Here is a 25021-nt window from a genome sequence, read left to right on the forward strand (position 1 = left end):
GGGCTGTTTGATACAGCCCCGACACGGACCGCCGTGTCAAACAGCCGTCTGCGCCAGCAACGTCACATGGGTATCGCCATAGCGGCGGTGGTCCAGCAGGGTAAACCCGTCTGGCGGCTGCATGGGGCGGGTCTCTTCCCAGACGACAAACGCCTCGGCGGTCAACCACCCCCCGGCTTGCGCCACGGCCAGCGCCTTTTGCCCCATATCCTTGCCATAAGGAGGATCAAGAAAGACCAGATCGAAGGGCGCGGTTTGGCACGGCGGCAACCGCAGTGCGTCCCGTTTTATGATGTCAGTCTGCGGCTCGGCCCGTAGTTTTGCGATGTTCTGACGGATCAGCCCCAGCGCCACGCGGCCGTCATCGACCAGACAGACGTGTTCTGCCCCCCGCGACAGCGCCTCTAGGCCCAACGCGCCTGTGCCCGCAAACAGATCCAACACGCGCGCGTTCTCCAGCACGTCGTGATGGGTCAGCACGCTGAACAGGCTCTCGCGGACGCGGTCAGTTGTGGGGCGCAAATGCGCGGCGGTGTCGCCCTTGCCAACGCTGGCCAGCGCCGTGCCGCGATACTGCCCCGCGATGATCCTCACGCCTTGAGCAACGGTTTAAGGTCGGTCTCTGGGTCGGCGACCATGGCCGGATCGGCGGTTTTGCCCGCCTCGATCAGGCGTTTGCCGATCATATAGGCGCGCGGGTCGTTCATTGCGTCCACCGCCAGCAACGCGCCATCACGGTAGTACCAAAACGACGCCGTCTGCCCCGCGCCAATGCGGCTGACCACGTCCGTATAGCCGGTATTTAGACCTGCGATCTGCAATTTGACGTCATATTGGTCAGACCAAAACCACGGCTTTGCGATGTAGTCTTTGCCCGCGCCCATGATGTTTTCGGCAACTACCTCGGCCTGATCAATCGCGTTGGGCACGCTTTCCAGCCGGATCCGCCCGCCTTGATAGGGAAAGGACGTGCAATCGCCCGCCGCCCAGATGTGCGGATCAGAGGTGCGGCCCTGCGCATCCACCGCGATGCCATTGTTCAACGCGACACCTGCCGCCTCGGCCAGTGCCGTGGCAGGCGCGATACCCACACCGGCGATCACAAAATCAACGTCTAGTTCGCGGCCATCGCTCAAGACCGCGCCGCTGACGGCCCCCGTGCCTGTCAGACGTTGCAGACCGACCCCCTCGAGGATCGTGACACCCTTGTCTGAATGCAGCGCCCGGAAATAATCGCTGGTTTGGGGGGCTGCGACCCGTTGCAGGATGCGGTCGGACATTTCCACCAATGTGACCTCAAGACCCAGCTTGGCCGCGACCGATGCGGCCTCTAGCCCGATGTACCCGCCGCCCACGATGAGCACGCGTTTTCCCGGCGTAAACCGCGGGGCCATTGTATCGACATCCAGCAAATCGCGGACGACAAAGACACCGTCCAGATCCCCACCAATGCTGGCAGGCAGGCGGTTTGGCACCGACCCGGTGGTCAGCACCAGATCATCATAGCGCAGCACATCATCGCCCACGGTCACGGTCTGCGCGTCTGCATCAATGGCCGACACCGCCGCGCCCAACCGCAAGGTCACGTCATTGTCGGTGTAAAATGTCTCTGGCCGCAGAAACATGCGCTCTAACGTCATCTCTTGCATCAAGTAGGCCTTGGACAAGGGCGGGCGTTGATAGGGCGGTACCGTTTCGGCACCCACCAGCGTGATGCGGTCGGTACATCCGCTGTTGCGCAACTTGGCCACACAAGACGACCCTGCCTGCCCTGCCCCGATAACGATAATATGGCGCATGTCGCCCCCTACCTGCACTGAATTTTCTGGTCTCAGACCCGGCTGCACCCTATATCCACGGCAAGAACAAACGCAATTGCTAGAAAGGCGTAGCACATGACGATCTCACAGGGCGATCAACTTCCCCAAGCAACTTTGATAGAACTTGGTGCCGAGGGGCCTGCGCAGGTGTCTTTGGCGGATAAAACCAAGGGCCGCAAGGTCGTGATCTTTGCGGTACCCGGCGCTTATACGCCTACGTGCCATTCCGCGCATGTGCCCAGTTTCATCCGCACCAAAGGTGATTTCGACGCAAAAGGCGTGGATGAGATCATCTGCGTGTCGGTCAATGACCCGTTTGTGATGAAATCATGGGGCGAGGCCACGGGCGCAACCGAGGCAGGCATCACCATGTTGGGCGACGCGGACAGCAGCTTTACCAAGGCCATCGGCATGGATTTTGACGCCCCACCGGCAGGCCTGATGGCGCGCTCCAAACGGTACGCTATGTTGGTCGAAGACGGCACAGTCACATTGTTGCAGCCCGAAGAAAGCCCCGGCACCTGCGAAGTATCCGCGGGCGAAGCCCTGCTGGCAAACATGTAAACGACAGGGCCCGGCGGGTTGCCGGCCGGGCCCATTTGATCACGCCACGTTGGCCTGCACAATGGTGCGCGTCGGGAATGGGATATCGATCCCACCGGTGTCCAACGCCTCTTTGACGGCGCGTTTAATGTCGGCCTGATACACAAAGAATTCAGGCGCATCGACCCAGACACGCACCAGAAAATCAACCGAACTTTCGCCCAGATTATTGACCTGAATGAACGGTTCGGGCACGGGCTTTGACCGCGGATCAGCCATGATTGTATCGCGGATAATGCGTTCAGCATCGGCGAGGTTCACACCGTAGCCTACGCCAAAGGTCCATTCGGCGCGGCGTTTGTCGTTGGTCGAATAGTTGGTGATCACATTGCCCCAGACCTCAGAGTTGGGGATGATCACCTGAACGTTGCTGACATCTGCCAGTTCGGTGAAATTCAAGGTGATCGCTTTGATTGTGCCCATCTTGCCGCCGACCTCGACGAAATCGCCCAGTTTGATAGGCCGGAACAAGATCAGCATCACGCCCGCCGCCACATTCGACAGCGTGCCCTGCAACGCCAGACCAATGGCCAGACCCGCCGCACCAATAACCGCGACCACAGATGTGGTCTGCACACCAAAGGTGTTGAGCACGAACAAAACCGTGAACCCCAGCACCACGTACCGCACAATGGACGACAGGAAATCAAACAACATATCATCGAGATGTTTGTTCCGGCGGCCAAGGTTGCGCACCCGGCGCTGCAACCACGCAGATACGACCCAGCCGATCACCAAGATGCCGATGGCCGCCAATGCAGACCCCGCCGCACCCACAAGAAAATCAAGCGTCAGAAGATCCGCGAGGGTTTTGCCCTGCCAGATTTCAGTTTGTAGTAGGTTTTGCATTGTTTACTCCGACAACCCGTCCATTTTGCGCGCCAGCTTTGCGTCGAGCGTGCTCAGACCGCCAACGTCATGGGTGCTTAGCACCACGTTGACCGTTTTGTAGACGTTGTGCCATTCGGGGTGGTGGTCCCATTTTTCGGCCCAGATTGCGACGCGTGTCATCCAGCCAAAGGCCTCTATGAAATTCCTGAATTCGTAGGTCTTGGTGATGGCGTCGCGCCCCTCGAGCATCTGCCACCCGGCCGCAAAAAGCGGGTCTAACAGGGGCCCACGGGTTTCCGCGCTCAGTCTTTCTGTCATTCTTGTTCCTCAACTTCGGCCCGCTTGAAGGGGCCGTATTCCGTTAGCACGCTGATCTCTTCGTCAACCGCATCGCGTTCGGCCTTGAGGTAGGCGCCGATGGCATCGGCAAAGCCCGCGTCATTCACCCAATGCAACGACCAAGTCGGGCGGGGCAAATACCCGCGCGCCAGTTTGTGTTCGCCTTGTGCGCCGGCTTCGACCCGCAACAGACCCTGTGCAATCGCGATATCAATCGCGCGGTAGTAACATAGCTCAAAGTGCAGGCAAGGATGATGCTCTGTGCAGCCCCAATACCGGCCATATAGCGCCTCTGCCCCAATGAAATTCAGCGCCCCGGCGACCCAACACCCGTCACGTTCAGCCAAAACCAGCGCGATATCATCGCGCAACTGGTCCTGCGCAATGTCGAAAAACGGCCGCGTCAGGTACGGGGTGCCCCATTTGCGCGCGCCGGTGTCTTGGTAGAACCGCCAGAAGGCATCCCAATGTTCCGGCTGCAAATCATCGCCGGTAAAGGTGTGGATGGTACCGCCAAACGCCTGCGCCTTCTGACGTTCTTTGCGGATGTTTTTGCGTTTGCGCGAACTGAGGCTGGCAAGGAACCCGTCAAAATCCGCATACCCGTCGTTGAGCCAGTGGAACTGTTGGGTTTTGCGCTGCATCAGGCCCATTTCAGCACCGCGTGCGGCCTCTGCTTGGGTGCAAAACGTCAGGTGCAGCGACGACAGGTTGTTGTTATCGGCCAGCTGCACGGCGCCTTGGATCAATGCGGCAGGTCCTGTTTCTTCAAACCCCGGACGCGCCAACAACCGCCGCCCTGTTGCGGGCGTATGCGGCACTGCCATCTGCAGTTTGGGGTAATACCGCCCGCCTGCGCGTTCGTAGGCATGGGCCCAATTGTGGTCAAAGATATATTCGCCCTGACTGTGCGATTTGGCGTACATCGGCGCGACGGCAATCAACTGGCCCTCCGCCCGTGCCGTCAGGTATTGTGGCTGCCACCCTGTGCCCGGCCCAACCGACCCGCTGTCTTCGAGCGCACGCAGGAACCGGTACGTCGTGAACGGATCCACCGGGCGCGCACCACCGGCGGCTTCGGGGCAGGCGCATGCGTCCCAATCGCTGGCGTCAATGTCGCGCAGCGACGGCAGTATCGTAATTTCGATGTCGTGTTCGTGCATATCCCGTCACCTCTGCTTGCCACCTTACCTGTAGCCCCGCCGCGCAGGATCAAGCCGAATGCGGCGCCAGATATTGTTCAAACGTGATATTTTGCGCAACCTCACGGGCTTGTGCTTCGTCTGCGGGCGATTTCACCGTCCAGCACAAAATGTCAGCGCCTTGCGCCTTCAGTTCGGCCACACGGGGGCGCCCCAGATCACGCCAGTTGTGGCTGATAAAACTACACCCTGCGCTGTCGTAATACGGGATGGTCCGCAAATGGCCGCGCAGGTCTTCGGGCAACGCCCAATGATCAGCGCTGTAGGCGTCACTGACCATCCCACGGGGCACATCCGGGCAAAGTTCTGCCATACGCATCACCGTATGTGGGTTGAACGACATCACAGCGACAGGCCCGTCGTACCCGCGCAACGCGGCGGCCACGGCGGCGTCTAGCGCGCCGATATTGGTGCCCATGGCCCCATCTTGATCCTTGATTTCGATCAGCAGGGGCACCTGCCCATCAACCAACGATAGGATTTCCGCAAGATCCGGGATCCCCTCATCACCGCCCCGCAGCGGCACATCCGACAACGCACGCGCTGTCAGATCCCGCACGGGCCCCGTGGCTTTGGCCAGACGTTCCAATGCGTAGTCATGGAACACCATGGCCTGTGCATCGGCGCTCATTTGTAGGTCGATCTCTATGCCGTAGCCTGCGGCAATCGCAGCCCGCACCGCCGCGCGGCTGTTTTCGGGCCGCCCGTCGGTGACATCATGAAGCGCACGATGGGCTAAGGGCGTCGTCAAGAAGACATCAGAAAGCCGTGGTGTCATTTCAGTTCGAAAATGCCTTCGATTTCGACCGCAACACCCAATGGCAATGATGCCGCAGATACCGCAGACCGGGCGTGCGCGCCCACGTCACCCAAGGCGTCTACCAAAAAGTCGGATGCGCCGTTGATCACTTTGGGCTGGTCGGTGAAATCTGCCGTAGAATTCACAAAGCCGGTCAATTTGACCACCCGTGCCAGCCCATCGATATCGCCACCACACGCAGCTTTGACTTGCGCCAACAGGCCAATCGCACATAGCTTGGCCGCTGCCGCGCCTGCGTCAACATCCATGTCCGCACCCAGTTTGCCAATAACCAACCCGTCGGGCCCTGCCGAGATCTGACCCGACACATAAAGCGTGCTGCCCATCCGCACAAACGGCACATAGTTGGCAGCAGGTGCAGGTGCGTCGGGCAACGTAACACCCATATCGGTGAGGCGAGAAGCGATCGTCATAGGGCTGTCCTTTTGGATGGATCTGCGAAGAAATTCTTGCAGGTATTCCGGCGGAGTATGCCCAACCAATACCATACTACAAGCACCAAGATGCCCAAAATTCGGCCCTTCATGTGCGCACACTGTGCCCTGCGACAGTGATCAGTGTATTTACGCACTTTAATGTGTTAAGTTTTTGTAAATATGCATCACGGGTTGAATTTACATTTTTCCGGTCACATGTCAGAACAGGTCGCCAGAGGTTGGACTATAAAGCCCAAAGACCACCAAGTTTACGCGACCTTTCGTGCGGAAATCACGAAAATACCACAATACCGCCCTTTGGGCATCACGCCGTACCGCTAACGATATCACAATGTTCATTCACAGGATGATGCCCGTGCCCGCTTTTCAAAACTCCAAGGCTGTTGCCCGGCCATGTCTCGCTCTTATGACCGCCCTTGCGCTTGGCGCCTGTGCGACATCCCAGGACGTCGCCACGCGTGCGAATGGGGTCAATGACCCCTACGAGACGCAAAACCGGAAGGTGCATGGCTTTAACAAAGGTCTGGATAAAAACATCGTCCGGCCAGTGTCTCAGGCCTATGGCGTTGTGCCTGTCGAAGTCCGTAACACTGTAAACAATTTCTCCGAGAACCTGTCGATGCCCGGCGTTGCGGTCAACAGCTTGCTTCAGGGCGACTTGCGCGGCACCGGTCTGGCGACGGTTCGCTTTGTGATGAACACCACGCTGGGACTGGGCGGTTTCTTTGACCCCGCCACCGAATTGCATATCCCCGCACACACAACAGATTTTGGCGAAACGCTGGCTGTTTGGGGGACTGGCGAAGGCGCCTATGTCGAATTGCCCGTGTTTGGCCCATCGACCCAACGTGATACGGTCGGGCTGGTTGTGGACTTTTTCACCAACCCGCTGACCCTGAATACCCTTGATGGCGACGCACGGCGCATCCCGCCCACCGCTGCGGGCGCGGCCGCTGTGAACGACCGTGAAAAGTTCACAGACACCATCGATTCTGTTTTGTACGACAGTGCAGACAGCTACGCACAATCCCGCTCGATCTACCTGCAAAACCGTCGGTTTGAATTAGGTGACGGACAAGAAGCTGAGATCGATCCCTTTTCAGCAGACCCATACGAGGATCCCTATGCCCAGTAATCTCACCCGCCGAGATACCTTTCTGAGTGCCGCAGCTTTCTCTTTGATCGCTGCAAGCCCTGCCGCTGCGCTAACCGAAAACGGCGCACGGCAACTGGTTGACAAGGTCGTGACAGACATCGACCGCGTCATCACTTCAGGAAAATCAGACACCGCAATCCTGCGTGAATTCGAAAAGCTGTTCGTACGTTACGCAGACGTGAAAATCATGGCGCAATATGCGTTGGGTGCCGATGGCCGGTCCGCCAGCGCGTCGCAAAAGCGCGCCTTCAACGATGCGTTCACATCGTATATTGCGCGCAAATACGGCAAGCAATTCCGCGAATTCATCGGTGGCCGCATCGAAGTGAAATCTGCCCGCCCGATCAAAGCCGGGTATGAAGTTCACACCCGCGCGTTTTTGGGTGGCGAAGGCCCGTTCGAAGTCGCGTTCCACGTGTCGGACAAATCCGGCAGCGACAAGCTCTTCAACATCTATATTGAAGGCGTGAACCTGCTGTTGACCGAACGCGGTGAGATTGGCGCGCTGTTGGACCGCCGCGGCGGCAACATCAACGCGATGATCGCAGACCTTAAAAAGGCAGGCTGACCTACCGGTCACTGCCACTCTGGTTCGGCTGACGCGTGCGGTTGCCCGCGTCGCCGCCCAGAATATCACGCAACAGCCCTTCTAACAAACCAACGGCGCCACCGCTTTGCGGCTGTGGTTCGCGCTGCTCGCTGGTGTTTGATGGCATCATCAACGGCAGGGGCGCATGCGGCACGCCTTCGTGCACGCGCATCATGGTTTCGCGCCAGATATCCGCAGGCAGGCCCGCACCCGTGACCCCGGTGAGCGGGGTATTGTCATCATACCCCATCCAAACACCCGCAACGTAATCCGCAGAAAACCCAACAAACCACGCATCCCGTGCAGCCTGTGTTGTGCCCGTCTTGCCAGCCAGTTGCCGCCCGTCAAATTGCGCGCGCTTGCCGGTGCCTTCGAACACGACCTTTTCCATCATATAAATCAACTGCCGTGCGGCTTTTTCCTGCACCACGCGTTCGCCGATACCGCCGCCGGTGCCCATCAATGGGGCATCATCGCCCAACAGGCGCAGTTCGATCAAACCATAAGGTTCCACCGAAGACCCCCCGTTAAGGATCCCCGCATAGGCGCCTGTCATCTCTATCAAGGTGCTTTCTGACGCGCCCAAGGCCAGTGCCGGACCCGCCGCCAGATCGCTCTCTAGGCCGAAATCGCTGGCGACCTGACGCACCAGATCACGGCCCACAGATTCCGACACTTTGACCGCCGGGATGTTCAGGCTATCGCGCAACGCTTGGGTCAGGCTGACCGTGCCGTAAAAACGGTTGGTGTAGTTGCGCGGCGACCACGGCCCCGAACCGGGGATGTCTATCGTCAGCGGTTCATCCGTGATGGTGTCATTGGGCGAATACCCCAGATCAAGCGCCGCCGCGTAAACGAACGGTTTGAACGCCGACCCAGTCTGGCGTTTGGCCTGTACCGCGCGGTTGAACGCCCCCGCGACTTTGGTCTGGCGTCCGCCGACCATCGCACGCACGGCCCCATCCGCAGACATCACGACAATCGCCGCCTGCGCCTTGCTGCCCGGTCGGATTTTGTTCTCAAAGACCCAATCCATCGCGGCATCTGCGGCGCGTTGAATACGTTGGTCCAGCGTGGTTTTGATGATCACATCTTCGGTTGTCTTGCGGGTGAAAAACTCGGGCCCGGATGACATCACCCAATCGGCGAAATATCCCCCCGCGCGCGCCTCGGCTGCTTGCGACAGGCGTGCCGGGGTGTTTTGGGCCTGCCTAGCTTCGGCGTCGCTCAGGTAGCCTTGTTCATTCATCAACCGCACGATGGTCGCGGCGCGGTTTTGCGACCGCGCGAGGTCATTTGTTGGGGCAAACCGCGTGGGCGCGACCAACAAGCCTGCCAACATTGCCGCCTCCGCCGCGGTCACGTTGGCCGCGGATTTCCCGAAATACCGCTGACTGGCGGCCTCAAATCCACGCGCGCCTGCCCCTAAAAACGTCCGGTTCATATAGACGGTCAAGATCTCGTCTTTGGAATATTTGGCCTCCATGGCCAACGCATACAGCGCCTCAGAGGCTTTGCGTTTGATCGTCCCCTGACGGCAATCGCCCTCGTATTCGGCCTCTGTTTGGATGGTCGGATCGTAGGGCGTGCCCAGACACAACAATTTCGCCGTCTGCTGCGTAATCGTGGACCCGCCGTGCCCAGACAACGGCCCCCGGCCCTCGCTGAGGTTAATCCGCACCGCGCTGGCAATCCCACGTGGGCTTAGGCCGAAATGCCGGTAAAATCGTTTGTCTTCGGTCGCAACAATCGCATTTCGCAGGTGCGGCGAAACCGTATCGGTGGTGATTGCCCCGCCAAATTGATCGCCCCGCCAGGCGAACACCTGACCGTCCTGATCCAGCAAGGTCACCGACCCACGCGCGCGCCCATCCAACAGATCCGTCACATCTGGCAATGTGGTGTAATAATAGCCAACGAACAGGCCAAGCACGACTGACGTGGCAAGGCCCACCCGCCACGTGATGCCCCAGATCAAACGTACGCACCACCGGATCAGGCGCTGAATCAGCCCAACCAGCCCCCCACGACGGCGCGCAGTGGTTTTGCGACGCGCGGTTTTGCGCGGCTTGGCCTTGGGTTTTGCCTTGGCTTTGCGTGCTGTTTTTGACGGCGCAGCATAGCGCTTGTCCGCGACCAACGGCCGCTTGCGTTTACGTGAATCACTCATGACGAACCTGCCCGGCTCACTATTGTTTTGTGGTACTGTAGCCTGTTCATGCCCGATTGTTGAGGTGCTTCGGTACAGCACGGACTTTATTATTTGCCTATATTTTATGCATTTGTGATTATATGCCCACCATATGGGCATATTTACCGCGTTCTGCCTAGCAATTGGCCGCGAAAACTTCCAACTGCACCAGTCTGTGACGTCTTCTACGGGCGTAAAGTCTGCAGCCAAGGCTGCCTAATGAAGGGGACACGAGGTGAAACTCATCATTGCAACAATCAAGCCGTTCAAGCTGGAGGAAGTGCGTGAGGCACTGACTGAGGCCGGTGTACGCGGCATGATGGTGACCGAAATCAAGGGCTTTGGCTCTCAATCCGGCCACACCGAAATCTACCGCGGCGCAGAATACGCCGTGAACTTTGTACCAAAGGTCAAAATCGAGATCGTCGTAGCAGAAAGCGTTGTCGATCAGGTGGTGGATACCATCACCAAGACGGCGCAAACCGGCAAAATCGGCGACGGCAAAATCTTTGTCCTCAGCGTCGATCAGGCTGTGCGTGTGCGCACCGGCGAAACCAACGAAGACGCGCTCTGATCACCGCGCATCAACCAGGGATACTACACTCATGAAGCTTCTTACTTATCTTGCCCCAGCTGCTGCGCTCGTTGCGCTGCCAAGCCTTGGGTTGGCTCAGGAAGGTCCGACACCCGGCGTGAATGCGTCGACTGATTCGGTCTTTATTTTTAACTCACTGCTGTTTTTGATCGGTGGTTTTCTGGTGTTCTGGATGGCGGCAGGGTTCGCCATGCTTGAGGCGGGTCTTGTCCGCTCCAAGAACGTCACGATGCAGCTGACCAAAAACATGGCGCTCTTTTCACTGGCCGCGATCTTTTACTACCTGATCGGCTATAACCTGATGTACCCACTGGGCACATGGGCAATGGACGGCGTGCTGTCCGGCGTCTGGGGTCCGGCCGTTCTCGAAGCCGTTGGCGTGACCGCCGATGCAGCCGACGACTACGGCTATGCCTCTACCGGTTCCGACTTCTTCTTCCAGCTGATGTTCTGTGCGGCGACCGCATCTATCGTGTCTGGCGCATTGGCAGAACGCATCAAACTGTGGCCCTTCCTGGCCTTTGTGATCGTCCTGACAGCTGTGATTTACCCGCTGCAAGCCTCCTGGAAATGGGGCGGTGGCTTCCTTGACGAAATGGGCTTCCTCGACTTTGCGGGCTCGACTGTTGTGCACTCTGTGGGTGGCTGGGCTGCTCTGGCAGGCGCGCTGATCCTGGGGCCACGTATCGGCAAATACAAAGACGGCCGCGTGAACCCGATGCCCGGCTCCAACCTTGCGTTGGCCACATTGGGCACGTTCATCCTGTGGCTGGGTTGGTTTGGCTTTAACGGTGGCTCGCAATTGGCGATGGGCACCGTGGGCGATGTCGCTGATATCTCGCGTATCTTTGCTAACACCAATGCCGCTGCTGCGGGCGGGTCTGTTGCCGCGTTGATCCTGACGCAGGTACTGTACAAGAAACCTGACCTCACCATGATCCTGAACGGCGCGTTGGCCGGTCTGGTCTCTATCACAGCCGAGCCGCTGACCCCAACATTGGGTTCTGCCACGCTGATCGGTGCCGTGGGTGGTGTGATCGTTGTCTTCGCCGTGCCGTTCCTCGACAAGCTGAAAATCGACGATGTCGTTGGTGCGATCCCAGTTCACCTGTTTGCCGGCATCTGGGGCACAATCGCCGTGGTCTTCACCAACTCTGATGCCGCACTTGGCGTACAGCTTTATTCCATCGCTGTGGTTGGTATCTTCACGCTGGTGGCGTCGGGTGTGCTTTGGTTCATCCTCAAGGCGACCGTGGGTATCCGCGTCAGCGAAGAGGCCGAAATCAACGGTCTCGACACTGCGGAACTGGGCATGGAAGCCTACCCGGATTTCACCAAAGGCTAAGCTTTCCGAACACTTAAAACAAAAAGCCCGGGCGATTAATTTCGCCCGGGCTTTGTCGTTTCTGGCCTTGAAAGGCCGATGTCAGTGGGTGTCGTTAAACGCCCGCGTCAATGATCGCTTGGGCCAAAATAGGCACCGTCTGCGCGTTCAACCCCGCGATGTTCATGCGGCTATCGCCCACCATGTATATCGCGTGCTTTTCGCGCATCTCGATCACCTTGTCTTGGGTGGTGCCCAGCCGCGAAAACATACCGCGGTGCTGCGCCAGAAAACCAAACCGGTCGGACCCGGACAAGCGTTGCAGTTCGGCGGCCAACTGGCTGCGTAGGTCCAGCATATTACCGCGCACCTCTTCCAGTTCGGCCATCCAATCGGCCCGCAAGGCATCATCCGTCAAGATCATGGTCACCAACCGGGCCCCGTGATCGGGCGGAAAGGAAAAATTCTGGCGGTTCAAAAACGCCAGCGTGTCTTGGTGCAATTTGCGCGCCTGCGTGCTTTGGCTCACCACCATCAACACGCCTGTGCGTTCGCGGTAGATGCCAAAGTTCTTGGAACAACTGGCCGCGATCAGACATTCTGGCACCGAAGATGCCACCAAACGGGTCGCCGCTGCGTCTTCGTCCAACCCATCGCCAAAGCCCTGATACGCGATGTCGATCATCGGCACCGCGCCGGTTTCCAACAACACATCGATCACCGCCTGCCACTGGGTCAAGTTCAGGTTGGCACCCGTCGGATTGTGGCAACAGCCGTGCAACAACACCACATCGCCCGATTTGGCGGTTTTCAGATCGGCAATCATGCCGTCAAAATCAACACCACGGGTTTCTTCATCGAAATACCGATAGTTCACCACGTCGACATTCAGATAACCCAGAATAGACAGGTGGTTGGGCCACGTCGGGTCAGATACAAACACCCGCGCATCGGGGCGTGCCATCTGGACCAGTTCAAACGCCTGACGCACAGCGCCCGTGCCACCCGGCGTCGCCACAGACGCGACCGCATCACGGGCGACCGCAGTGCCCAGCACCAGATTGATCATCGCATCAGAAAACGCAGGATCACCGGCAAGCCCGGTGTACACTTTGGTGTCTTGCACGTCCCACAGCTGTTTTTCCGCGGTTTTCACGGCGCGCATAATCGGCGTCAACCCGGTGGCGTCTTTGTAGACGCCCACCCCAAGATCGACCTTTGTCTGGCGTGGGTCGTCGCGGTACATCTGCACAAGGGCAAGGATACTGTCGGGGGGGCGGGCAGTTAAGGCTTCGAACATCAAGCTTCTCCAGTAGCAACAGGTACAGTGGGGAACATGCCCCATTCGGTCCAGGATCCGTCATACAGCGACCATTGGTGGTGCCCCATACGTTCCAGCGCCAACGTCAGGACGGTGGCGGTCACGCCCGACCCGCATGACGTGATAATCGGTTTGTTCAAATCCACGCCAGCGGCTTCAAAAATGGCACGGCACGCATCGGGGGTTTTCATCGTCTGATCTTTGTTCAGCAGGTCAGTGTAGGGCACATTGCGCGCGCCCGGAATATGGCCAACGCGCATGCCTTCACGCGGCTCGGGCGCCTCTCCGCGAAACCGCAACGCGGCGCGGGCGTCTACAATCACGTGGTCTTGCAGTTTAGACGCCGCAGACACTTGCGTCACGTCCCGCACCAGATGGTTTTGCAAACGCACGGTCATATGGCGGTCACGGATCACAGGGGGCATATCGTCCACCGCGTGCCCTTGGCTTTGCCATTTTGGCAACCCGCCATCCAGGACCGCGACGTTCTCTTGCCCCATCAGGCGGAACATCCACCAGACACGCGCCGCAGAAAACAGCCCAGCGCCATCATAAACCACAATCTGGTGACCATCCCCCACACCCATGGCCCGCAAACGTGACATGAATTTTTCAACCGGGGGGGCCATATGCGGCAAATCAGACCGGTGGTCGGATATATCGTCAATATCAAAGAAGCGCGCGCCAGGGATGTGGGCGGCGGCGTATTCTGCTTTGGCGTCACGCCCAGCGCTCGGCAAGTACCAAGAGCCATCCAAGATCCGCAGATCGGGGTCCTTGAGGTGTTGTGCCAGCCACGCCGCAGACACCAATGTTTTTGGATCATCAGACATAAGAAACTCCCTGCACTGCAACGACGTCTGGGTAACGGGCACAGCCCATGCTGGCAAGCCTACAGATGTCAGTGGCGCGCTATATAGAGCGGCCTGCCTGGTCAGCCGTGGTCTTTCAACAGGCGTGACTTTTGCCGCGACCAATCCCGTTTGGCGGCGGTTTCACGTTTGTCGTGCAGTTTTTTACCCTTGGCGACGCCCACCTTGATCTTGGCCATCCCGCGATGGTTGAAGTACAGCACCAGCGGCACCAGGGTCATACCCTTGCGTTGCGTTTCGTTCCAGAAATCGGCCAGTTGCTTGCGCGACACCAACAGTTTGCGGCGGCGGCGTTCTTCGTGCTGAAACGTTTTGGCTTGTTTGTAGGGCGCGATGTAGCTGTTGACCAACCACAGTTCTCCGTCTTCGACGGCGGCATAGCTTTCGGCGATATTTGCACCACCACTGCGCAGGGATTTCACCTCGGAGCCTTCAAGAATGATCCCACATTCCACATCTTCTTCGATCGCGTAATCAAACCGCGCACGTCGGTTTTCAGCAACCACCTTGTAGTTGGGGTCGGATTTTGAGGAAGAGTTCACCTGTGCCATAGGCGGACATCTAATCTGTGTCAGCGCGCCGCGCAAGCACGCGCGTGGCTCTGGCCCAAATCCCTGCGGGGATGGTATTAGGCCGCCGGGCAAAAACGGTGTATACAGATCCTATCCGCCATGGCCTGGGAGACCTTGATGTTTAACCCAACAGCAACGCTTGCGTCCTCTTTTGGCGACCACCTGTCTGATACGTTTTTGCAGTATTACGCCGGGCGCGAACCGGAATACGCCGCCTATCTCAACGGCTGTGCCACAATGGTTCTGGAACGACTGGCCAATTCTGACGCGCTATATCACAATGCAGAACACACGATTATGGTGACCCTTGTGGGGCAGCAAATCATCCGTGGGCGGCTGGTCACCAAAGCGGTTCAGCCGCGCGATTGGCTGCATTACATTGTCGCGCTCTTGCTACATGACGTGGGCTACATGCGCGATATCTGTCAGGGCGACCAACCCGGCAAGGTCGTCATCCGGCCAGACGGCACCACCATAACCCCACCGCGCGGCGCGTCAGACGCCTATCTGGCCCCCTATCACGTGGATCGCGGCATGATGTACGCGCGCCAGCGGTTTGCGGACTCTCCTATTATCGACGAAGAGCGCATCGCCGCGGCCATCGATTACACCCGGTTCCCGGTGCCCCAAGATGCACGGTTCGCCTCAACCACCAGCGAACCGGCGCTGGTGCGGGCCGCTGATCTGATCGGCCAGATGGCTGACCCGTTTTACCACCGCAAAATCGGCGCGCTCTATCAGGAATTCGCAGAGACGGGCATGGCGCAACAGCTTGGCTACACCAGTGCCGTCGACCTTATGGAGCAGTTTCCTGATTTCTTCTGGGCGCAGGTGCAACCCCTGATTGGCCCCGCGCTTGCGCATCTGGAACACACGATGGAAGGTAAACAATGGGTCGCACAGCTGTATAACCACATCTTTCAGGTGCATCATCGCACCAGCATGCTGGGCCCGTTCGTCGGATAAAGATCACCCACCCAACTTGGCGTGCACCTCATCTAGGTCAATTTCAGACAGGGGCATTTTGTTGCCCGGATCCTGCCGGTCATAGCGAAACAGTTCAAAATCCTGTTTGTACATTTCATAGACCAAATGCATCGATAGATCGTCAAAATAATCGGCAACCGGGTGCGCACGTTTGGGGCCGTGGCCCTCGCTTTCATTAAAGCGCGGTACTTGATCCAGCTCGATGGGGGTCGGCGTGTCTGTGGTGTTCAAGACATCCTGCATGCCCTCGTTGAAGTTTTCGGTCCATAGGATTTTGTCGTAGGTCCCGCCGTTGATGATAAACGTGCCCACGTGACTGGATATAGCCGACCAGTGGATGTCAGGATCCATCGGTTTGCGAAATGCAACCGTGTCCCGCGCGAACAACAAAAACCGCCGGAACGATGCGATCTGGTCAAATTCCCCCTGCCCGTCGTCGCCGCCGACCTCAATCCCGTATTTCTGCACCAGCATAGGGACCAGATTACCCCTGTACCGCACGCCATTGCGCTGAATGCCGCAAATTTTGTCGAAAAACGAGCTTAGGATACGGGTATAGGGGTTGCGCACACAGGTGAACGAAAGCGATTTATGCTGGCGCACGTTTTCTGTGATCGGGCCTTTGCTGTTGTCCAGCGCCCATTTGTACAGGCCGTCTTTGGCATCGTGAATGTCGCCGTCAAAATACCGTCCGTGATCCGAATAATACATGATTTGGCCAATGGTCGAACACGCGCATTTCGGCACCACGCGGTATACCATGCTTTCGCTTTCGGTCATCCAGGTGCCCGGGAAACCCATGTCGCCTAACTCCTGCGCGGCCAGTCATTTTTTGGCTTATCAGCCCTTTTGGTTAGAAAAAAGCAAATACGGACAGTTTATTCAATGTCCCTTGGAGCGGATCGCCCTATAAATGTGATGCAGTTTGATCAAACCGGGACCCAAAATGGCCAAAATCGCCTATATTCTTTTGTGCCACAAAGACCCCGATGCCATCATCCAACAAGCGGAACGGCTGACCTCCGAGGGCGATTACATCGCAATCCACTTTGACGCCCGCGCGCAGACAGCGGACTATGAGAAAATACGCAAGGCGCTGATGAAAAACGAAAATGTGGCGCTCACCAAACGTCGCATCAAATGTGGCTGGGGAGAATGGTCACTGGTTCAGGCCACGCTTACGACGCTGGAAACCGCGTTGGAAACCTTTCCCCGCGCCAGCCATTTCTACATGCTGTCAGGCGATTGCATGCCCATCAAGACAGCCCAGTATATTCATCAGGCCCTTGATGCAGATGACGCGGATTTTATCGAGAGTTTCGACTATTTTGAGAGTAATTGGATCAAAGGCGGCCTCAAAAAGGAACGGCTGATCTATCGGCACTTCTTTAATGAACGCAAAAATCAGCGGCTGTTTTACGCCTCAATGAACCTGCAACGGCGGTTCAAGCTTCAACGCAAACTGCCCGCCGATATCCAGATACGGATCGGCAGCCAATGGTGGTGCTTGCGGCGCGAAACCGTCGAGGCGGTCTTTGAGTTTCTGAAAACCCGCCGCGATGTGGCGCGGTTTTTCACACATACCTGGATCCCCGACGAGACGTTTTTTCAGACCGTTGTTTCGCATTTGGTACCCGAAAGCCAGATCCGCACCCGCACCCTGACGTTTTTGATGTTCTCCGAATACGGCATGCCGGTAACCTTTTATAACGACCACTACGACATGCTGATCGGCCAAGATTACCTCTTTGCGCGCAAGATCAGCCCCGACGCGGACGACCTAAAACGACGTCTGGGGCAGCTTTATTCAGAGGTCGATACGACCTTTCAAATCTCGAACGAAGGGCCCGGTTTGTTCAAGTTTCTGACGGGGCGCGGCCGCGTTGGCCGGCGCTTTGCACAGCGGTTCTGGGAGCAAGGTTCCACTCTGGGCCGCGAGCGCGAGCTATTGATTGTGGTGTGCAAGAAATGGCATGTGGCCAAACGCCTGCTGGACCGTATCCGGCACAATACAGACCTGCCCACGACCGCCTATCTATTTGACGAAGACGACACACCGCTGCCCGATCTGGGCGGCCTGCAAAACGGTCTGGAAAAACGCGCAAGGCATCGGCGCGCATTGGTGCGGATGTTGTTTGATCACTTTGAAACCGACCGCATGGTGGTCTGCATGGACCCCAGCAACATTGATGTGTTGCAGGACTTTGCGGCAGATCGATCTGTCACGCGTCTGCTGGAAATCGACTGCACCTTTAGCGATGACTACCTGATGGGGCACGCCATGCGCATCGGGCTTGCGGGGGACCAAACCACCGCGTGCACGCTCGAACGGTTGCTGCCCACGCTGCGCAACGATCTGGTGTTTGAAAGCGACCAGATCCGCGATGCAGAGTTTCTCCATCACACCCGCATCCGCGAAACCGCCGACCACGATGAAAACAGCCGCGCCGTTGCGCAATTTTTGTCTGTGCCGCAGGATGTCGCCCGTGATATCGTCAGCGCCCCGCATCTTTTCGCCGACTAACCCGTATTTTCTGTTTGAGCCGCCGCGAAAACCCGGCGAAAAGACGGACACCTCTCCTGAACGGCCACAAGGACCCGCCATGACCTATACCTACGATGACCAAAACATCTTTGCCAAAATCCTGCGCGGCGAAATCCCCAACACCACCGTGCTGGACACCGACCATAGCCTCGCGTTTCGCGATCTTTATCCGCAGGCGCCCAATCATGTGCTGGTGATCCCCAAAGGGGCCTATGTCAGCTATGACCACTTTGCCGCCGAAGCCACCGACGCCGAGATCGTCGATTATACCCGCGCGATCGGCGAGGTCTGCCGCCTTGAAGAGGTCACGTTGACCGCAGGCGACGGGTTCCGGCTGATCTCAAACGCAGGGCGCGATGGGGTGCAAGAAGTGCCGCACCTTCACGTGCATATCTTGGGCGGGCGTGATCTAGGGCGGATGTTGGCCAAGGCCTAATATCCGCGCCGTTTGGCCGCCCACCACCGGCGCAGGCGGGTACGTTTTTCGGCAAAGCTGTCTTCGGTCGCTTCCCAGCTGTCTTGCATTTCTTCCAGCTTGGGGTCGATCCGGGCCTCGCGGAACCGGCGCCAGCGTTTCCAGATGCCGAAGAACAACGCCCCCAGCGCCGCAAGGATCAGCACATTGCGCCACGGCAACGGTTTGCTGGCCTCGGGGCCATCGACCGACCAGATGGCAACCGCATTGGGAAAGATCGAAAAGAACTCAACCCGCCAGCCATAATGCCGGATCGCTGCATATTGTGGATCAGCCGCGGTTGATCGCAGTTCGGCGGCTTCGGCCTGTAGGTTCGAGGTGTCGAACTTGAAATACGGCGGCCAGCCCCACCCGGTGTCTTCGTTGCGGTACACCATCACGCCGCTTTCGACCTGCCGGGTCTGGATGAAAAACACATCGCGCCCATTTTCCGTTGCCGCACTACCAGCATCGCCCCGCGCCCAAAACAGGCTGTTTGTCCCCGGATTTTCGCGTTTTTCATAGGTGTCGGTCACGCGGACGATATCGACCTGCGGCAAGGTATAGTGAAGAAACCCACCAATCAGCAGCCAGAGCGCGATGATAAAAACCCATTTGACGTAGAACATGGCAAGCCCTCTCTCAGGCGGTATTCGTAAAGTAAATAAGCAGCGCAATGGCCACCGACGGGATTACATAAACCCCCACAACAAGCCAGCGTCGCAACGGCCCGGCAAAGCTTTGTAACCCGTCTGCGACAAAGCTGTCGCAGGTCTGTGTGCTATCCGTGGTTTTCCACGTGGTCTCTAGCGTTTCGCGCCGACGTGCGCGCGCATAAAACCACAGGCACGTGTATATGACCGTCAGGGCGATGAACCCCATGAACAGTATCCGCGCCAATGCCACCATGCCCGCCTCCCCTTTGTGCGTCTGGATGAAACATAGGCCATTCACGGCAAATTTACATCCCCAGATGGCCTCCAGATGGCCCATTGTGGTGGGGCCGCAGGCAAATCGACCGCGCGCGACAAAGGCTGCCCTGCGTGGGCAGCCGATACGTTTATCCCACGATATTAAAATCGGGGCCGTAGGGATATCCGGTGATATTTTCGGCGCCGTCTTCGGTGATCACCAGAATATCGTGTTCGCGGTAGCCCCCTGCACCCGGTTTATCGGCGCCCAGCGTCAGCATCGGTTCCATCGAGATCACCATGCCGGGTTCCAGCACGGTGTCGATGTCTTCGCGCAATTCTAGCCCGGCCTCGCGCCCGTAATAATGGCTAAGCACCCCAAAGGAATGCCCGTAGCCAAAGGTGCGGTATTGCAGCAAATCACGTTCGGCAAAGAAATCGTTGATCTTGAGCGTCACATCCGCGCAAGACACCCCCGGTTTCAACAGCCCCATGCCGTATTCATGGGCGGCGACATTGGCATCCCAGATCTTGCGGCTGGCCGCGTCGCAGTCTTGCACAAACAGCGTGCGTTCCAGCGCGGTGTAATACCCCGAAATCATCGGAAACGCGTTGAGCGACAGAATATCGCCCCGTTCCAGCACCCTCCCGGTGACGGGGTTATGCGCGCCATCGGTGTTCAGCCCGGATTGAAACCACACCCAAGTGTCGCGGTATTCGGCATCGGGAAAGCGTTTGGCGATCTCAAGTTCCATCGCGTCACGGCCGGCCATGGCCACGTCGATCTCACGCACACCGGGTTTGATCGCATCGCGGATCGCATAGCCGCCCACATCGGCAACCTGCGCGCCATGACGGATCAGCGCGATTTCTGCGGCAGATTTGTGGATCCGTTGGCGCATCGTTGTTTCGTGCAAATCGACCATGGTCAGAGGTTGCAGAAAATCCTCGAGTTTATCGCGCTGCATCAGGGTCAGGTGGTCCCCCTCATAGCCGACAATCGCGTTTGTGCCCGTGACGCTGGCCACCGCGCGCCAGAAATTATCGCGCTGCCAGTCCGTATAGGTGATGTTGTCGCAAAAACTGCGCCGCCAAGGTTGGCCCGCATCAATACCCGCGCTGATGGTGACCGCATCTGTTTCGGTCACGACCAACCCGTAGGGCCGCCCAAACGCGCAATATAAAAATCCTGAATAATAGGCGATGTTGTGCATCGACGTGAACACCGCTGCCGTGGCGCCCGCGGCTTGCATGCGTTCGCGCAGCTCTGCCAAGCGGGCCTCGTATTCGGCGACCTCAAAGGGCAGTGTGGATTTTTCACCATTGTGAAACCGGTACATGTCCGGGCGGTCAGGAAAAGACGAAGTGGTCATGTCAGACCCTCCTTATTCAGAAAGGTCCCGGCGTTCAGGACGGATCGGGCCACAGCATGAGGCGACGCCATCGCCCCACAGCCTACCCCAATCCTTGGCCGATTCCATGCACACGATCAAGCGTTAGCGCCGGTTAAGAACCGCACGATATCACTGCCTGCGTGATCGAGGGCATCAATCACGTCAAAGTGGTGTTTGTGCGGCACAATCACCTGCGGCACGTCCCACGCCTGCGCCAATGCCGCGGCCTGATCCAGAAACGCAGGGCGTTCATCGGCACCAACCCAAATGCGCACGGCGGCACCCTTGGGTTTGGGCGTCAATGTGGGGCTTTCGGCGGCAGCCTCGGCGGCGTCTAACCCTAGGGTGTCGTTCATGGATGTCTGCAACAACGGCGCCAGATCAGCGACAGGCGAAATGGGCGCAACCCGTTTGATGCGGTCACGCACGGGCGCGGGGAGCACCGCCGCATCCAGCATACGCGCCACCAGATGCCCTCCAGCGGAATGCCCCGCCAACACAATGGGCCCCTGTGTGCGCGCGGCAATCGCCTGGACGGCCTGCGCGATCTGGCCTGTGATCTGCGATATGCGCACATCGGGGCACAAATCATATCCGGGCATCGCAACCGACCACCCTGCCGCCAAAGGCCCAGCCGCCAAATGTGACCACACACTGGGGTCAAAAGCCTTCCAATAGCCGCCATGCACAAAGATCACGGTGCCGTTGGACGGCCCCTGCGTGTTAAAGAAATCAAACACCTGCCGGTCTGTTGCACCATAGGGCACGCCAATCTCTGCGCGTTCTTTGAGGCCCGCGCGAAACGCCGTAGCCGCAGCCTGCCATTTGGGTGGGTAGGTTTCTGCCCCTTGAATGTAGGGGCCATTTGCATAAGCATCGTCCAATAGCATCATCTCTTTCACCCTCGTTTGAGAACTGGACAATCATAGCCGGAGTTGTAATGACAACGGTAGCTACTTTTGCAAAGGAACAAGACATGAAAGATATTTTAAACACTGATCTGAAATCTTTGCTCAAGGATCCCAGCCTGCTGGTGACCCGTGCCTACATTGGCGGCGCTTGGGTGGATGGCGATGACGGCACGTTTGACGTCACCAACCCCGCCCGTGGCGATGTGATCGCACAGGTCGCAGATCTGAGCCGCGCGCAGGTCGCAGGGGCCATTGCACAGGCCGAAACCGCCCAAAAGGAATGGGCCAGCTGGACCGGCAAAGAACGCGCCGCAGTGTTGCGCAAGTGGTTCGATCTGATGATCGAAAACGCCGATGATCTGGCGACCATTCTGACCGCAGAGCAGGGCAAACCCTGGGCCGAGGCCAAAGGCGAAATCACCTATGGCGCGTCCTTCATCGAGTTCTTTGGCGAAGAAGCCAAACGCGTCTACGGCGAAACCATCCCCGGCCACCAACGCGACAAACGCATCACCGTGCTGAAACAACCCATCGGCGTTGCGGCATCGATCACGCCGTGGAATTTCCCCAACGCGATGATCACCCGCAAGGCCGCACCTGCCTTGGCTGTGGGCTGTTCGTTTGTGGCGCGCCCTGCGACCGAAACGCCATTGTCGGCGCTGGTTATGGGTGTTCTGGCCGAACGCGCGGGCATCCCAGCGGGCGTGTTTAACGTGCTGCCGTCATCGTCGGCCTCGGCCGTGGGCAAGGAATTCTGCGAAAACCCTGCCGTGCGCAAGTTGACCTTTACCGGATCCACCAACGTGGGGCGGATCTTGCTGAAACAAGCCGCTGATCAAGTGATGAAATGCTCGATGGAGCTGGGCGGCAATGCGCCGTTCATCGTCTTTGATGACGCCGATCTGGATGCCGCCGTTGATGGCGCGATGATGTGCAAGTTCCGCAACAACGGGCAAACCTGCGTTTGTGCCAACCGCATCTATGTACAGGCGGGCGTTTATGATGCGTTTGCCGCCAAGCTGAAGGTTGCCGTCGAAAACCTGAACGTCGGTGACGGGCTTGAGGATGGCGTCACCACCGGCCCGCTGATCAACGAAAAAGCCGTCATCAAGGTGCAGGAACACACGCAAGATGTCATCGACAACGGCGGCGCGATCCTGACAGGTGGCAAAGCGCATCAAAAAGGTGGCACGTTCTTTGAACCCACCATCGTCACCGGCGTGACCCAAGACATGAAAGTGGCACAAGAAGAAACGTTTGGCCCCCTTGCCCCGCTGTTCAAGTTTGAGGACGAAGACGAGGTGATCGCCATGGCGAATGACACGATCTTTGGTCTGGCCAGCTATTTCTACGCCAAAGATCTCAGCCGCGTCTACAAGGTCGCCGAAGCGCTGGAATACGGCATCGTCGGTGTGAACACGGGCATCATCTCGACCGAACTGGCGCCCTTTGGCGGGGTCAAACAATCCGGTCTGGGCCGTGAAGGCTCCCACAATGGGATCGATGACTATCTGGAAATGAAATACATCTGCATGAGCATCTAATACCTCATGAAAACAAGGGCGCCGTGGAAAGACAGCGCCCTTGTCACGCCCCTATATCACAGGCTGGGCACGGGTTCGCGCAGGTCTTCGTATAGGGCCTCTGGCGTGGATGCCTGACTTTCAGACACCAGCGCCGCGTCAAGCCGTGCCTTTAGCGCGGCCCAATCAATCCCCGCACCGATAAACACGATCTCTTGGCGGCGGTCCCCCCAAGGTTCTTGCCAGTTTTCGGCCATGTAATCGCGCATGCCGCTGTGATCTGGCCACTCTTCCCGCGGGACAGACGCCCACCACTTGCCCATTGTCCTGACCGATGACAGCGCCCCCGCCAACGAAAATTCGGCGGCAAAATCGGGCTGTGCTGCGGTCCAAAAATGACCCTTTGCGCGGATAACACCCGGCAAATCGCCGTTCAGCAAGGCGGTGATTTTATCTGACACAAACGGCCTGCGGGCGCGGTACACAAACGACGCGACACCGTATTCTTCGGTCTCGGGCACGTGGTCGGCAAAGCCGTATAGCTCTTTGGCCCACATCGGGTGCGTGTGTGCTTTTTCGAAATCAAACAACCCTGTATCCAGAACCGCATCTGCGGGTACATCCGAATGGCTGGTCGAAATAATGCGCGCATCTGCGTTCAAACTGCGGATAATCTGGCGCGCGGCCTCTACCTGTTGCGGGGTCGCATCTGCGATTTTGTTCAACACAACCACATCCGCAAATTCGATCTGCTCCACCAGCAGATTGACCAACGTACGTTCGTCATCGGGGCCCAATGTTTCCCCCCGGTCGCTTAGGAAATCGTGGCTGGAATAATCGTTCAACAGGTTCACCGCATCCACGACCGTGACCATGGTATCGAGGCGCGCAACATCCGAAAGGCTTTGCCCTTGTTCGTCGCGAAATTCGAATGTGGCGGCGACGGGCAGAGGCTCGGAGATACCTGTGGATTCGATCAACAGATAGTCAAAACGTCCCTCGGCGGACAACCGGCGCACTTCTGCCAGCAGATCATCGCGCAACGTGCAGCAAATGCAGCCGTTCGACATCTCGACCAAGGTTTCGTCTGTGCGGCTCAGTTCGGTGTCGGCGCGCACAAGATCGGCGTCGATATTCACCTCTGACATGTCATTCACGATGACCGCCACGCGGCGCCCCTCGCGGTTGTTGAGCACGCGGTTCAGCAGGGTGGTTTTCCCGGCGCCAAGAAAGCCGGACAGGACAGTAACGGGAAGCTTTTGGGTCATTTAACGTATCCTCAGACGGGTTGGTTTTCGGTTTCGGCGGATTGGCGGGCGCGCAACATATCAAGGCTGTAGACAAGTTCGGCGTTGGTCATGTCGCGCGCGATAACAACGATACGGGACGTATGATCATCGCCCGTCCACCCATTGAGCGGCACCGGCGGATCAAACAAATGTTGCACCCCGTGAAACACAAACGGGGTCTCCACGCCTTCCAGATGCACGATCCCTTTGACGCGCAATATATCGGGCCCGCGCAACATGATGAGCGTATCGAGCCACAGGTCAAACGCGACCGACGGAATGGGCGTATCAAGCACGATTGACGCAGATCCAATGCGCGCGTCATGGGGGGTGGT

At 58.1% G+C, this 25021-nt stretch carries 27 protein-coding genes; 9 read left to right on the forward strand and 18 right to left on the reverse strand.

Annotation, left to right across the window (positions count from 1 at the left end):
• Positions 1 to 36: 36 nt before the first annotated feature.
• Both rsmD and ABJH13_RS04575 read right to left on the reverse strand, forming a co-directional pair.
• Positions 37 to 594 carry a 16S rRNA (guanine(966)-N(2))-methyltransferase RsmD gene (gene rsmD, locus ABJH13_RS04570; RefSeq protein ID WP_348405034.1) on the reverse strand — a complete coding sequence of 186 codons (558 nt, stop codon included), beginning with the start codon at positions 592 to 594 and terminating at the stop codon, positions 37 to 39.
• Positions 591 to 1799 (reverse strand): FAD-dependent oxidoreductase, encoded by a 1209-nt coding sequence (locus tag ABJH13_RS04575; RefSeq protein ID WP_348405035.1) that lies wholly within the window; start codon positions 1797 to 1799, stop codon positions 591 to 593. The genes rsmD and ABJH13_RS04575 overlap by 4 nt, the downstream gene beginning before the upstream one ends.
• Positions 1800 to 1895: 96 nt before the next feature.
• Between ABJH13_RS04575 and ABJH13_RS04580 the strand changes: the two genes are divergently transcribed.
• Positions 1896 to 2384, forward strand: a complete 489-nt coding sequence (locus tag ABJH13_RS04580; RefSeq protein ID WP_348405036.1) for a peroxiredoxin — start codon at positions 1896 to 1898, stop codon at positions 2382 to 2384.
• A 39-nt stretch (positions 2385 to 2423) separates the two neighbouring features.
• Here ABJH13_RS04580 and ABJH13_RS04585 read toward each other — a convergent pair whose 3' ends face one another.
• Genes ABJH13_RS04585 through ABJH13_RS04605 form a run of 5 tightly spaced genes read right to left on the reverse strand, consistent with a single transcriptional unit; the run spans position 2424 to position 6028 of the window.
• On the reverse strand, positions 2424 to 3272 hold the full coding sequence (locus tag ABJH13_RS04585) for a mechanosensitive ion channel domain-containing protein (RefSeq protein ID WP_348405037.1): 849 nt from the start codon (positions 3270 to 3272) through the stop codon (positions 2424 to 2426).
• 3 nt (positions 3273 to 3275) lie between these two features.
• On the reverse strand, positions 3276 to 3572 hold the full coding sequence (locus tag ABJH13_RS04590) for a 4a-hydroxytetrahydrobiopterin dehydratase (RefSeq protein ID WP_348405038.1): 297 nt from the start codon (positions 3570 to 3572) through the stop codon (positions 3276 to 3278).
• Positions 3569 to 4756 (reverse strand): GNAT family N-acetyltransferase, encoded by a 1188-nt coding sequence (locus ABJH13_RS04595; protein ID WP_348405039.1) that lies wholly within the window; start codon positions 4754 to 4756, stop codon positions 3569 to 3571. Before ABJH13_RS04595 ends, ABJH13_RS04590 begins: the two co-directional genes overlap by 4 nt.
• Before the next feature lie 49 nt (positions 4757 to 4805).
• Positions 4806 to 5573 (reverse strand): glycerophosphodiester phosphodiesterase family protein, encoded by a 768-nt coding sequence (locus ABJH13_RS04600; RefSeq protein WP_348405040.1) that lies wholly within the window; start codon positions 5571 to 5573, stop codon positions 4806 to 4808.
• A complete protein-coding gene (locus ABJH13_RS04605; protein WP_348405041.1) occupies positions 5570 to 6028 on the reverse strand; it encodes a RidA family protein in 459 nt (152 codons plus the stop codon). The genes ABJH13_RS04600 and ABJH13_RS04605 overlap by 4 nt, the downstream gene beginning before the upstream one ends.
• Before the next feature lie 379 nt (positions 6029 to 6407).
• Between ABJH13_RS04605 and ABJH13_RS04610 the strand changes: the two genes are divergently transcribed.
• Positions 6408 to 7187 carry a VacJ family lipoprotein gene (locus ABJH13_RS04610; protein ID WP_348405042.1) on the forward strand — a complete coding sequence of 260 codons (780 nt, stop codon included), beginning with the start codon at positions 6408 to 6410 and terminating at the stop codon, positions 7185 to 7187.
• Positions 7177 to 7776 (forward strand): ABC transporter substrate-binding protein, encoded by a 600-nt coding sequence (locus ABJH13_RS04615; protein WP_348405043.1) that lies wholly within the window; start codon positions 7177 to 7179, stop codon positions 7774 to 7776. Before ABJH13_RS04610 ends, ABJH13_RS04615 begins: the two co-directional genes overlap by 11 nt.
• A gap of 1 nt (position 7777) precedes the next feature.
• On the opposite strand, the gene ABJH13_RS04620 is transcribed toward ABJH13_RS04615, so the two are convergent.
• Positions 7778 to 9967: a PBP1A family penicillin-binding protein gene (locus ABJH13_RS04620; protein WP_348405044.1), complete on the reverse strand. Its 2190-nt coding sequence runs from the start codon at positions 9965 to 9967 to the stop codon at positions 7778 to 7780.
• A gap of 256 nt (positions 9968 to 10223) precedes the next feature.
• Between ABJH13_RS04620 and ABJH13_RS04625 the strand changes: the two genes are divergently transcribed.
• Both ABJH13_RS04625 and ABJH13_RS04630 read left to right on the forward strand, forming a co-directional pair.
• Positions 10224 to 10562, forward strand: coding sequence for a P-II family nitrogen regulator (locus ABJH13_RS04625; RefSeq protein WP_195821407.1), 339 nt, complete (start codon positions 10224 to 10226; stop codon positions 10560 to 10562).
• Positions 10563 to 10593: 31 nt separating this feature from the next.
• Complete coding sequence (locus tag ABJH13_RS04630) at positions 10594 to 11928, forward strand: ammonium transporter (RefSeq protein WP_348405045.1); 1335 nt, start codon at positions 10594 to 10596, stop codon at positions 11926 to 11928.
• A gap of 94 nt (positions 11929 to 12022) precedes the next feature.
• Here ABJH13_RS04630 and ABJH13_RS04635 read toward each other — a convergent pair whose 3' ends face one another.
• From ABJH13_RS04635 to smpB, 3 genes are all read right to left on the reverse strand, one after another.
• Positions 12023 to 13207, reverse strand: a complete 1185-nt coding sequence (locus tag ABJH13_RS04635; protein ID WP_348405046.1) for an amino acid aminotransferase — start codon at positions 13205 to 13207, stop codon at positions 12023 to 12025.
• Entirely contained in the window at positions 13207 to 14061 is an 855-nt protein-coding gene (gene sseA, locus ABJH13_RS04640) for a 3-mercaptopyruvate sulfurtransferase (protein WP_348405047.1), read from the reverse strand. The genes ABJH13_RS04635 and sseA overlap by 1 nt, the downstream gene beginning before the upstream one ends.
• 101 nt (positions 14062 to 14162) lie before the next feature.
• Positions 14163 to 14651 carry an SsrA-binding protein SmpB gene (gene smpB / locus ABJH13_RS04645; RefSeq protein WP_348405048.1) on the reverse strand — a complete coding sequence of 163 codons (489 nt, stop codon included), beginning with the start codon at positions 14649 to 14651 and terminating at the stop codon, positions 14163 to 14165.
• Between the two features lie 138 nt (positions 14652 to 14789).
• Here smpB and ABJH13_RS04650 point away from each other — a divergent pair, with 138 nt between their 5' ends.
• Positions 14790 to 15638 (forward strand): hypothetical protein, encoded by an 849-nt coding sequence (locus ABJH13_RS04650; RefSeq protein WP_348405049.1) that lies wholly within the window; start codon positions 14790 to 14792, stop codon positions 15636 to 15638.
• Positions 15639 to 15641: 3 nt separating this feature from the next.
• Here the strand turns inward: ABJH13_RS04650 and ABJH13_RS04655 are convergent, their stop codons facing one another.
• Complete coding sequence (locus tag ABJH13_RS04655) at positions 15642 to 16460, reverse strand: sulfotransferase family protein (RefSeq protein WP_348405050.1); 819 nt, start codon at positions 16458 to 16460, stop codon at positions 15642 to 15644.
• A gap of 145 nt (positions 16461 to 16605) precedes the next feature.
• On the opposite strand from ABJH13_RS04655, the gene ABJH13_RS04660 reads away from it, so the two are divergent.
• The gene (locus ABJH13_RS04660) at positions 16606 to 18183 is read left to right on the forward strand and encodes a DUF5928 domain-containing protein (RefSeq protein WP_348405051.1); all 1578 of its coding nucleotides are present in this window, start codon (positions 16606 to 16608) and stop codon (positions 18181 to 18183) included.
• A gap of 79 nt (positions 18184 to 18262) precedes the next feature.
• Complete coding sequence (locus tag ABJH13_RS04665; RefSeq protein WP_348405052.1) at positions 18263 to 18640, forward strand: HIT domain-containing protein; 378 nt, start codon at positions 18263 to 18265, stop codon at positions 18638 to 18640.
• Here the strand turns inward: ABJH13_RS04665 and ABJH13_RS04670 are convergent.
• The 4 genes from ABJH13_RS04670 to ABJH13_RS04685 form a co-directional block, all read right to left on the reverse strand.
• Positions 18637 to 19287, reverse strand: coding sequence for a DUF1523 family protein (locus tag ABJH13_RS04670; protein ID WP_348405053.1), 651 nt, complete (start codon positions 19285 to 19287; stop codon positions 18637 to 18639). The two genes, ABJH13_RS04665 and ABJH13_RS04670, sit on opposite strands and share 4 nt — an antisense overlap.
• Positions 19288 to 19300: 13 nt before the next feature.
• Complete coding sequence (locus ABJH13_RS04675; protein WP_348405054.1) at positions 19301 to 19567, reverse strand: hypothetical protein; 267 nt, start codon at positions 19565 to 19567, stop codon at positions 19301 to 19303.
• Positions 19568 to 19718: 151 nt separating this feature from the next.
• Positions 19719 to 20942, reverse strand: coding sequence for an aminopeptidase P family protein (locus ABJH13_RS04680; RefSeq protein WP_348405055.1), 1224 nt, complete (start codon positions 20940 to 20942; stop codon positions 19719 to 19721).
• A 116-nt stretch (positions 20943 to 21058) separates the two neighbouring features.
• Positions 21059 to 21853, reverse strand: a complete 795-nt coding sequence (locus tag ABJH13_RS04685) for an alpha/beta fold hydrolase (RefSeq protein WP_348405061.1) — start codon at positions 21851 to 21853, stop codon at positions 21059 to 21061.
• A gap of 86 nt (positions 21854 to 21939) precedes the next feature.
• Between ABJH13_RS04685 and ABJH13_RS04690 the strand changes: the two genes are divergently transcribed.
• Positions 21940 to 23418 (forward strand): NAD-dependent succinate-semialdehyde dehydrogenase, encoded by a 1479-nt coding sequence (locus ABJH13_RS04690; protein ID WP_348405056.1) that lies wholly within the window; start codon positions 21940 to 21942, stop codon positions 23416 to 23418.
• Between the two features lie 56 nt (positions 23419 to 23474).
• On the opposite strand, the gene ABJH13_RS04695 is transcribed toward ABJH13_RS04690, so the two are convergent.
• Together ABJH13_RS04695 and ABJH13_RS04700 are read right to left on the reverse strand one after the other, a co-directional pair.
• Positions 23475 to 24665, reverse strand: coding sequence for a GTP-binding protein (locus tag ABJH13_RS04695; RefSeq protein ID WP_348405057.1), 1191 nt, complete (start codon positions 24663 to 24665; stop codon positions 23475 to 23477).
• 11 nt (positions 24666 to 24676) lie between these two features.
• Positions 24677 to 25021 (reverse strand): GTP-binding protein (locus ABJH13_RS04700; protein ID WP_348405058.1); only part of this gene is annotated, 345 nt, incomplete at its 5' end.

Source organism: Roseobacter sp., assembly GCF_039970775.1.
Classification (GTDB): domain Bacteria; phylum Pseudomonadota; class Alphaproteobacteria; order Rhodobacterales; family Rhodobacteraceae; genus Roseobacter.

Excerpts from the sequence above, each read along its gene's own strand:
- ABJH13_RS04575 (WP_348405035.1), bottom strand. The coding sequence starts at position 1,799 with ATGCGCCATATTATCGTTATCGGGGCAGGGCAGGCAGGGTCGTCTTGT.
- ABJH13_RS04660 (WP_348405051.1), top strand. The coding sequence starts at position 16,606 with ATGGCCAAAATCGCCTATATTCTTTTGTGCCACAAAGACCCCGATGCC.
- ABJH13_RS04590 (WP_348405038.1), bottom strand. The coding sequence starts at position 3,572 with ATGACAGAAAGACTGAGCGCGGAAACCCGTGGGCCCCTGTTAGACCCG.
- ABJH13_RS04695 (WP_348405057.1), bottom strand. The coding sequence starts at position 24,665 with ATGACCCAAAAGCTTCCCGTTACTGTCCTGTCCGGCTTTCTTGGCGCC.
- ABJH13_RS04630 (WP_348405045.1), top strand. The coding sequence starts at position 10,594 with ATGAAGCTTCTTACTTATCTTGCCCCAGCTGCTGCGCTCGTTGCGCTG.
- ABJH13_RS04585 (WP_348405037.1), bottom strand. The coding sequence starts at position 3,272 with ATGCAAAACCTACTACAAACTGAAATCTGGCAGGGCAAAACCCTCGCG.
- ABJH13_RS04690 (WP_348405056.1), top strand. The coding sequence starts at position 21,940 with ATGAAAGATATTTTAAACACTGATCTGAAATCTTTGCTCAAGGATCCC.
- ABJH13_RS04680 (WP_348405055.1), bottom strand. The coding sequence starts at position 20,942 with ATGACCACTTCGTCTTTTCCTGACCGCCCGGACATGTACCGGTTTCAC.
- ABJH13_RS04655 (WP_348405050.1), bottom strand. The coding sequence starts at position 16,460 with ATGGGTTTCCCGGGCACCTGGATGACCGAAAGCGAAAGCATGGTATAC.
- ABJH13_RS04675 (WP_348405054.1), bottom strand. The coding sequence starts at position 19,567 with ATGGTGGCATTGGCGCGGATACTGTTCATGGGGTTCATCGCCCTGACG.
- ABJH13_RS04600 (WP_348405040.1), bottom strand. The coding sequence starts at position 5,573 with ATGACACCACGGCTTTCTGATGTCTTCTTGACGACGCCCTTAGCCCAT.
- sseA (WP_348405047.1), bottom strand. The coding sequence starts at position 14,061 with ATGTCTGATGATCCAAAAACATTGGTGTCTGCGGCGTGGCTGGCACAA.
- ABJH13_RS04620 (WP_348405044.1), bottom strand. The coding sequence starts at position 9,967 with ATGAGTGATTCACGTAAACGCAAGCGGCCGTTGGTCGCGGACAAGCGC.
- ABJH13_RS04685 (WP_348405061.1), bottom strand. The coding sequence starts at position 21,853 with ATGCTATTGGACGATGCTTATGCAAATGGCCCCTACATTCAAGGGGCA.
- ABJH13_RS04605 (WP_348405041.1), bottom strand. The coding sequence starts at position 6,028 with ATGACGATCGCTTCTCGCCTCACCGATATGGGTGTTACGTTGCCCGAC.
- ABJH13_RS04615 (WP_348405043.1), top strand. The coding sequence starts at position 7,177 with ATGCCCAGTAATCTCACCCGCCGAGATACCTTTCTGAGTGCCGCAGCT.
- ABJH13_RS04670 (WP_348405053.1), bottom strand. The coding sequence starts at position 19,287 with ATGTTCTACGTCAAATGGGTTTTTATCATCGCGCTCTGGCTGCTGATT.
- ABJH13_RS04635 (WP_348405046.1), bottom strand. The coding sequence starts at position 13,207 with ATGTTCGAAGCCTTAACTGCCCGCCCCCCCGACAGTATCCTTGCCCTT.
- ABJH13_RS04580 (WP_348405036.1), top strand. The coding sequence starts at position 1,896 with ATGACGATCTCACAGGGCGATCAACTTCCCCAAGCAACTTTGATAGAA.
- ABJH13_RS04665 (WP_348405052.1), top strand. The coding sequence starts at position 18,263 with ATGACCTATACCTACGATGACCAAAACATCTTTGCCAAAATCCTGCGC.
- ABJH13_RS04595 (WP_348405039.1), bottom strand. The coding sequence starts at position 4,756 with ATGCACGAACACGACATCGAAATTACGATACTGCCGTCGCTGCGCGAC.
- ABJH13_RS04650 (WP_348405049.1), top strand. The coding sequence starts at position 14,790 with ATGTTTAACCCAACAGCAACGCTTGCGTCCTCTTTTGGCGACCACCTG.
- smpB (WP_348405048.1), bottom strand. The coding sequence starts at position 14,651 with ATGGCACAGGTGAACTCTTCCTCAAAATCCGACCCCAACTACAAGGTG.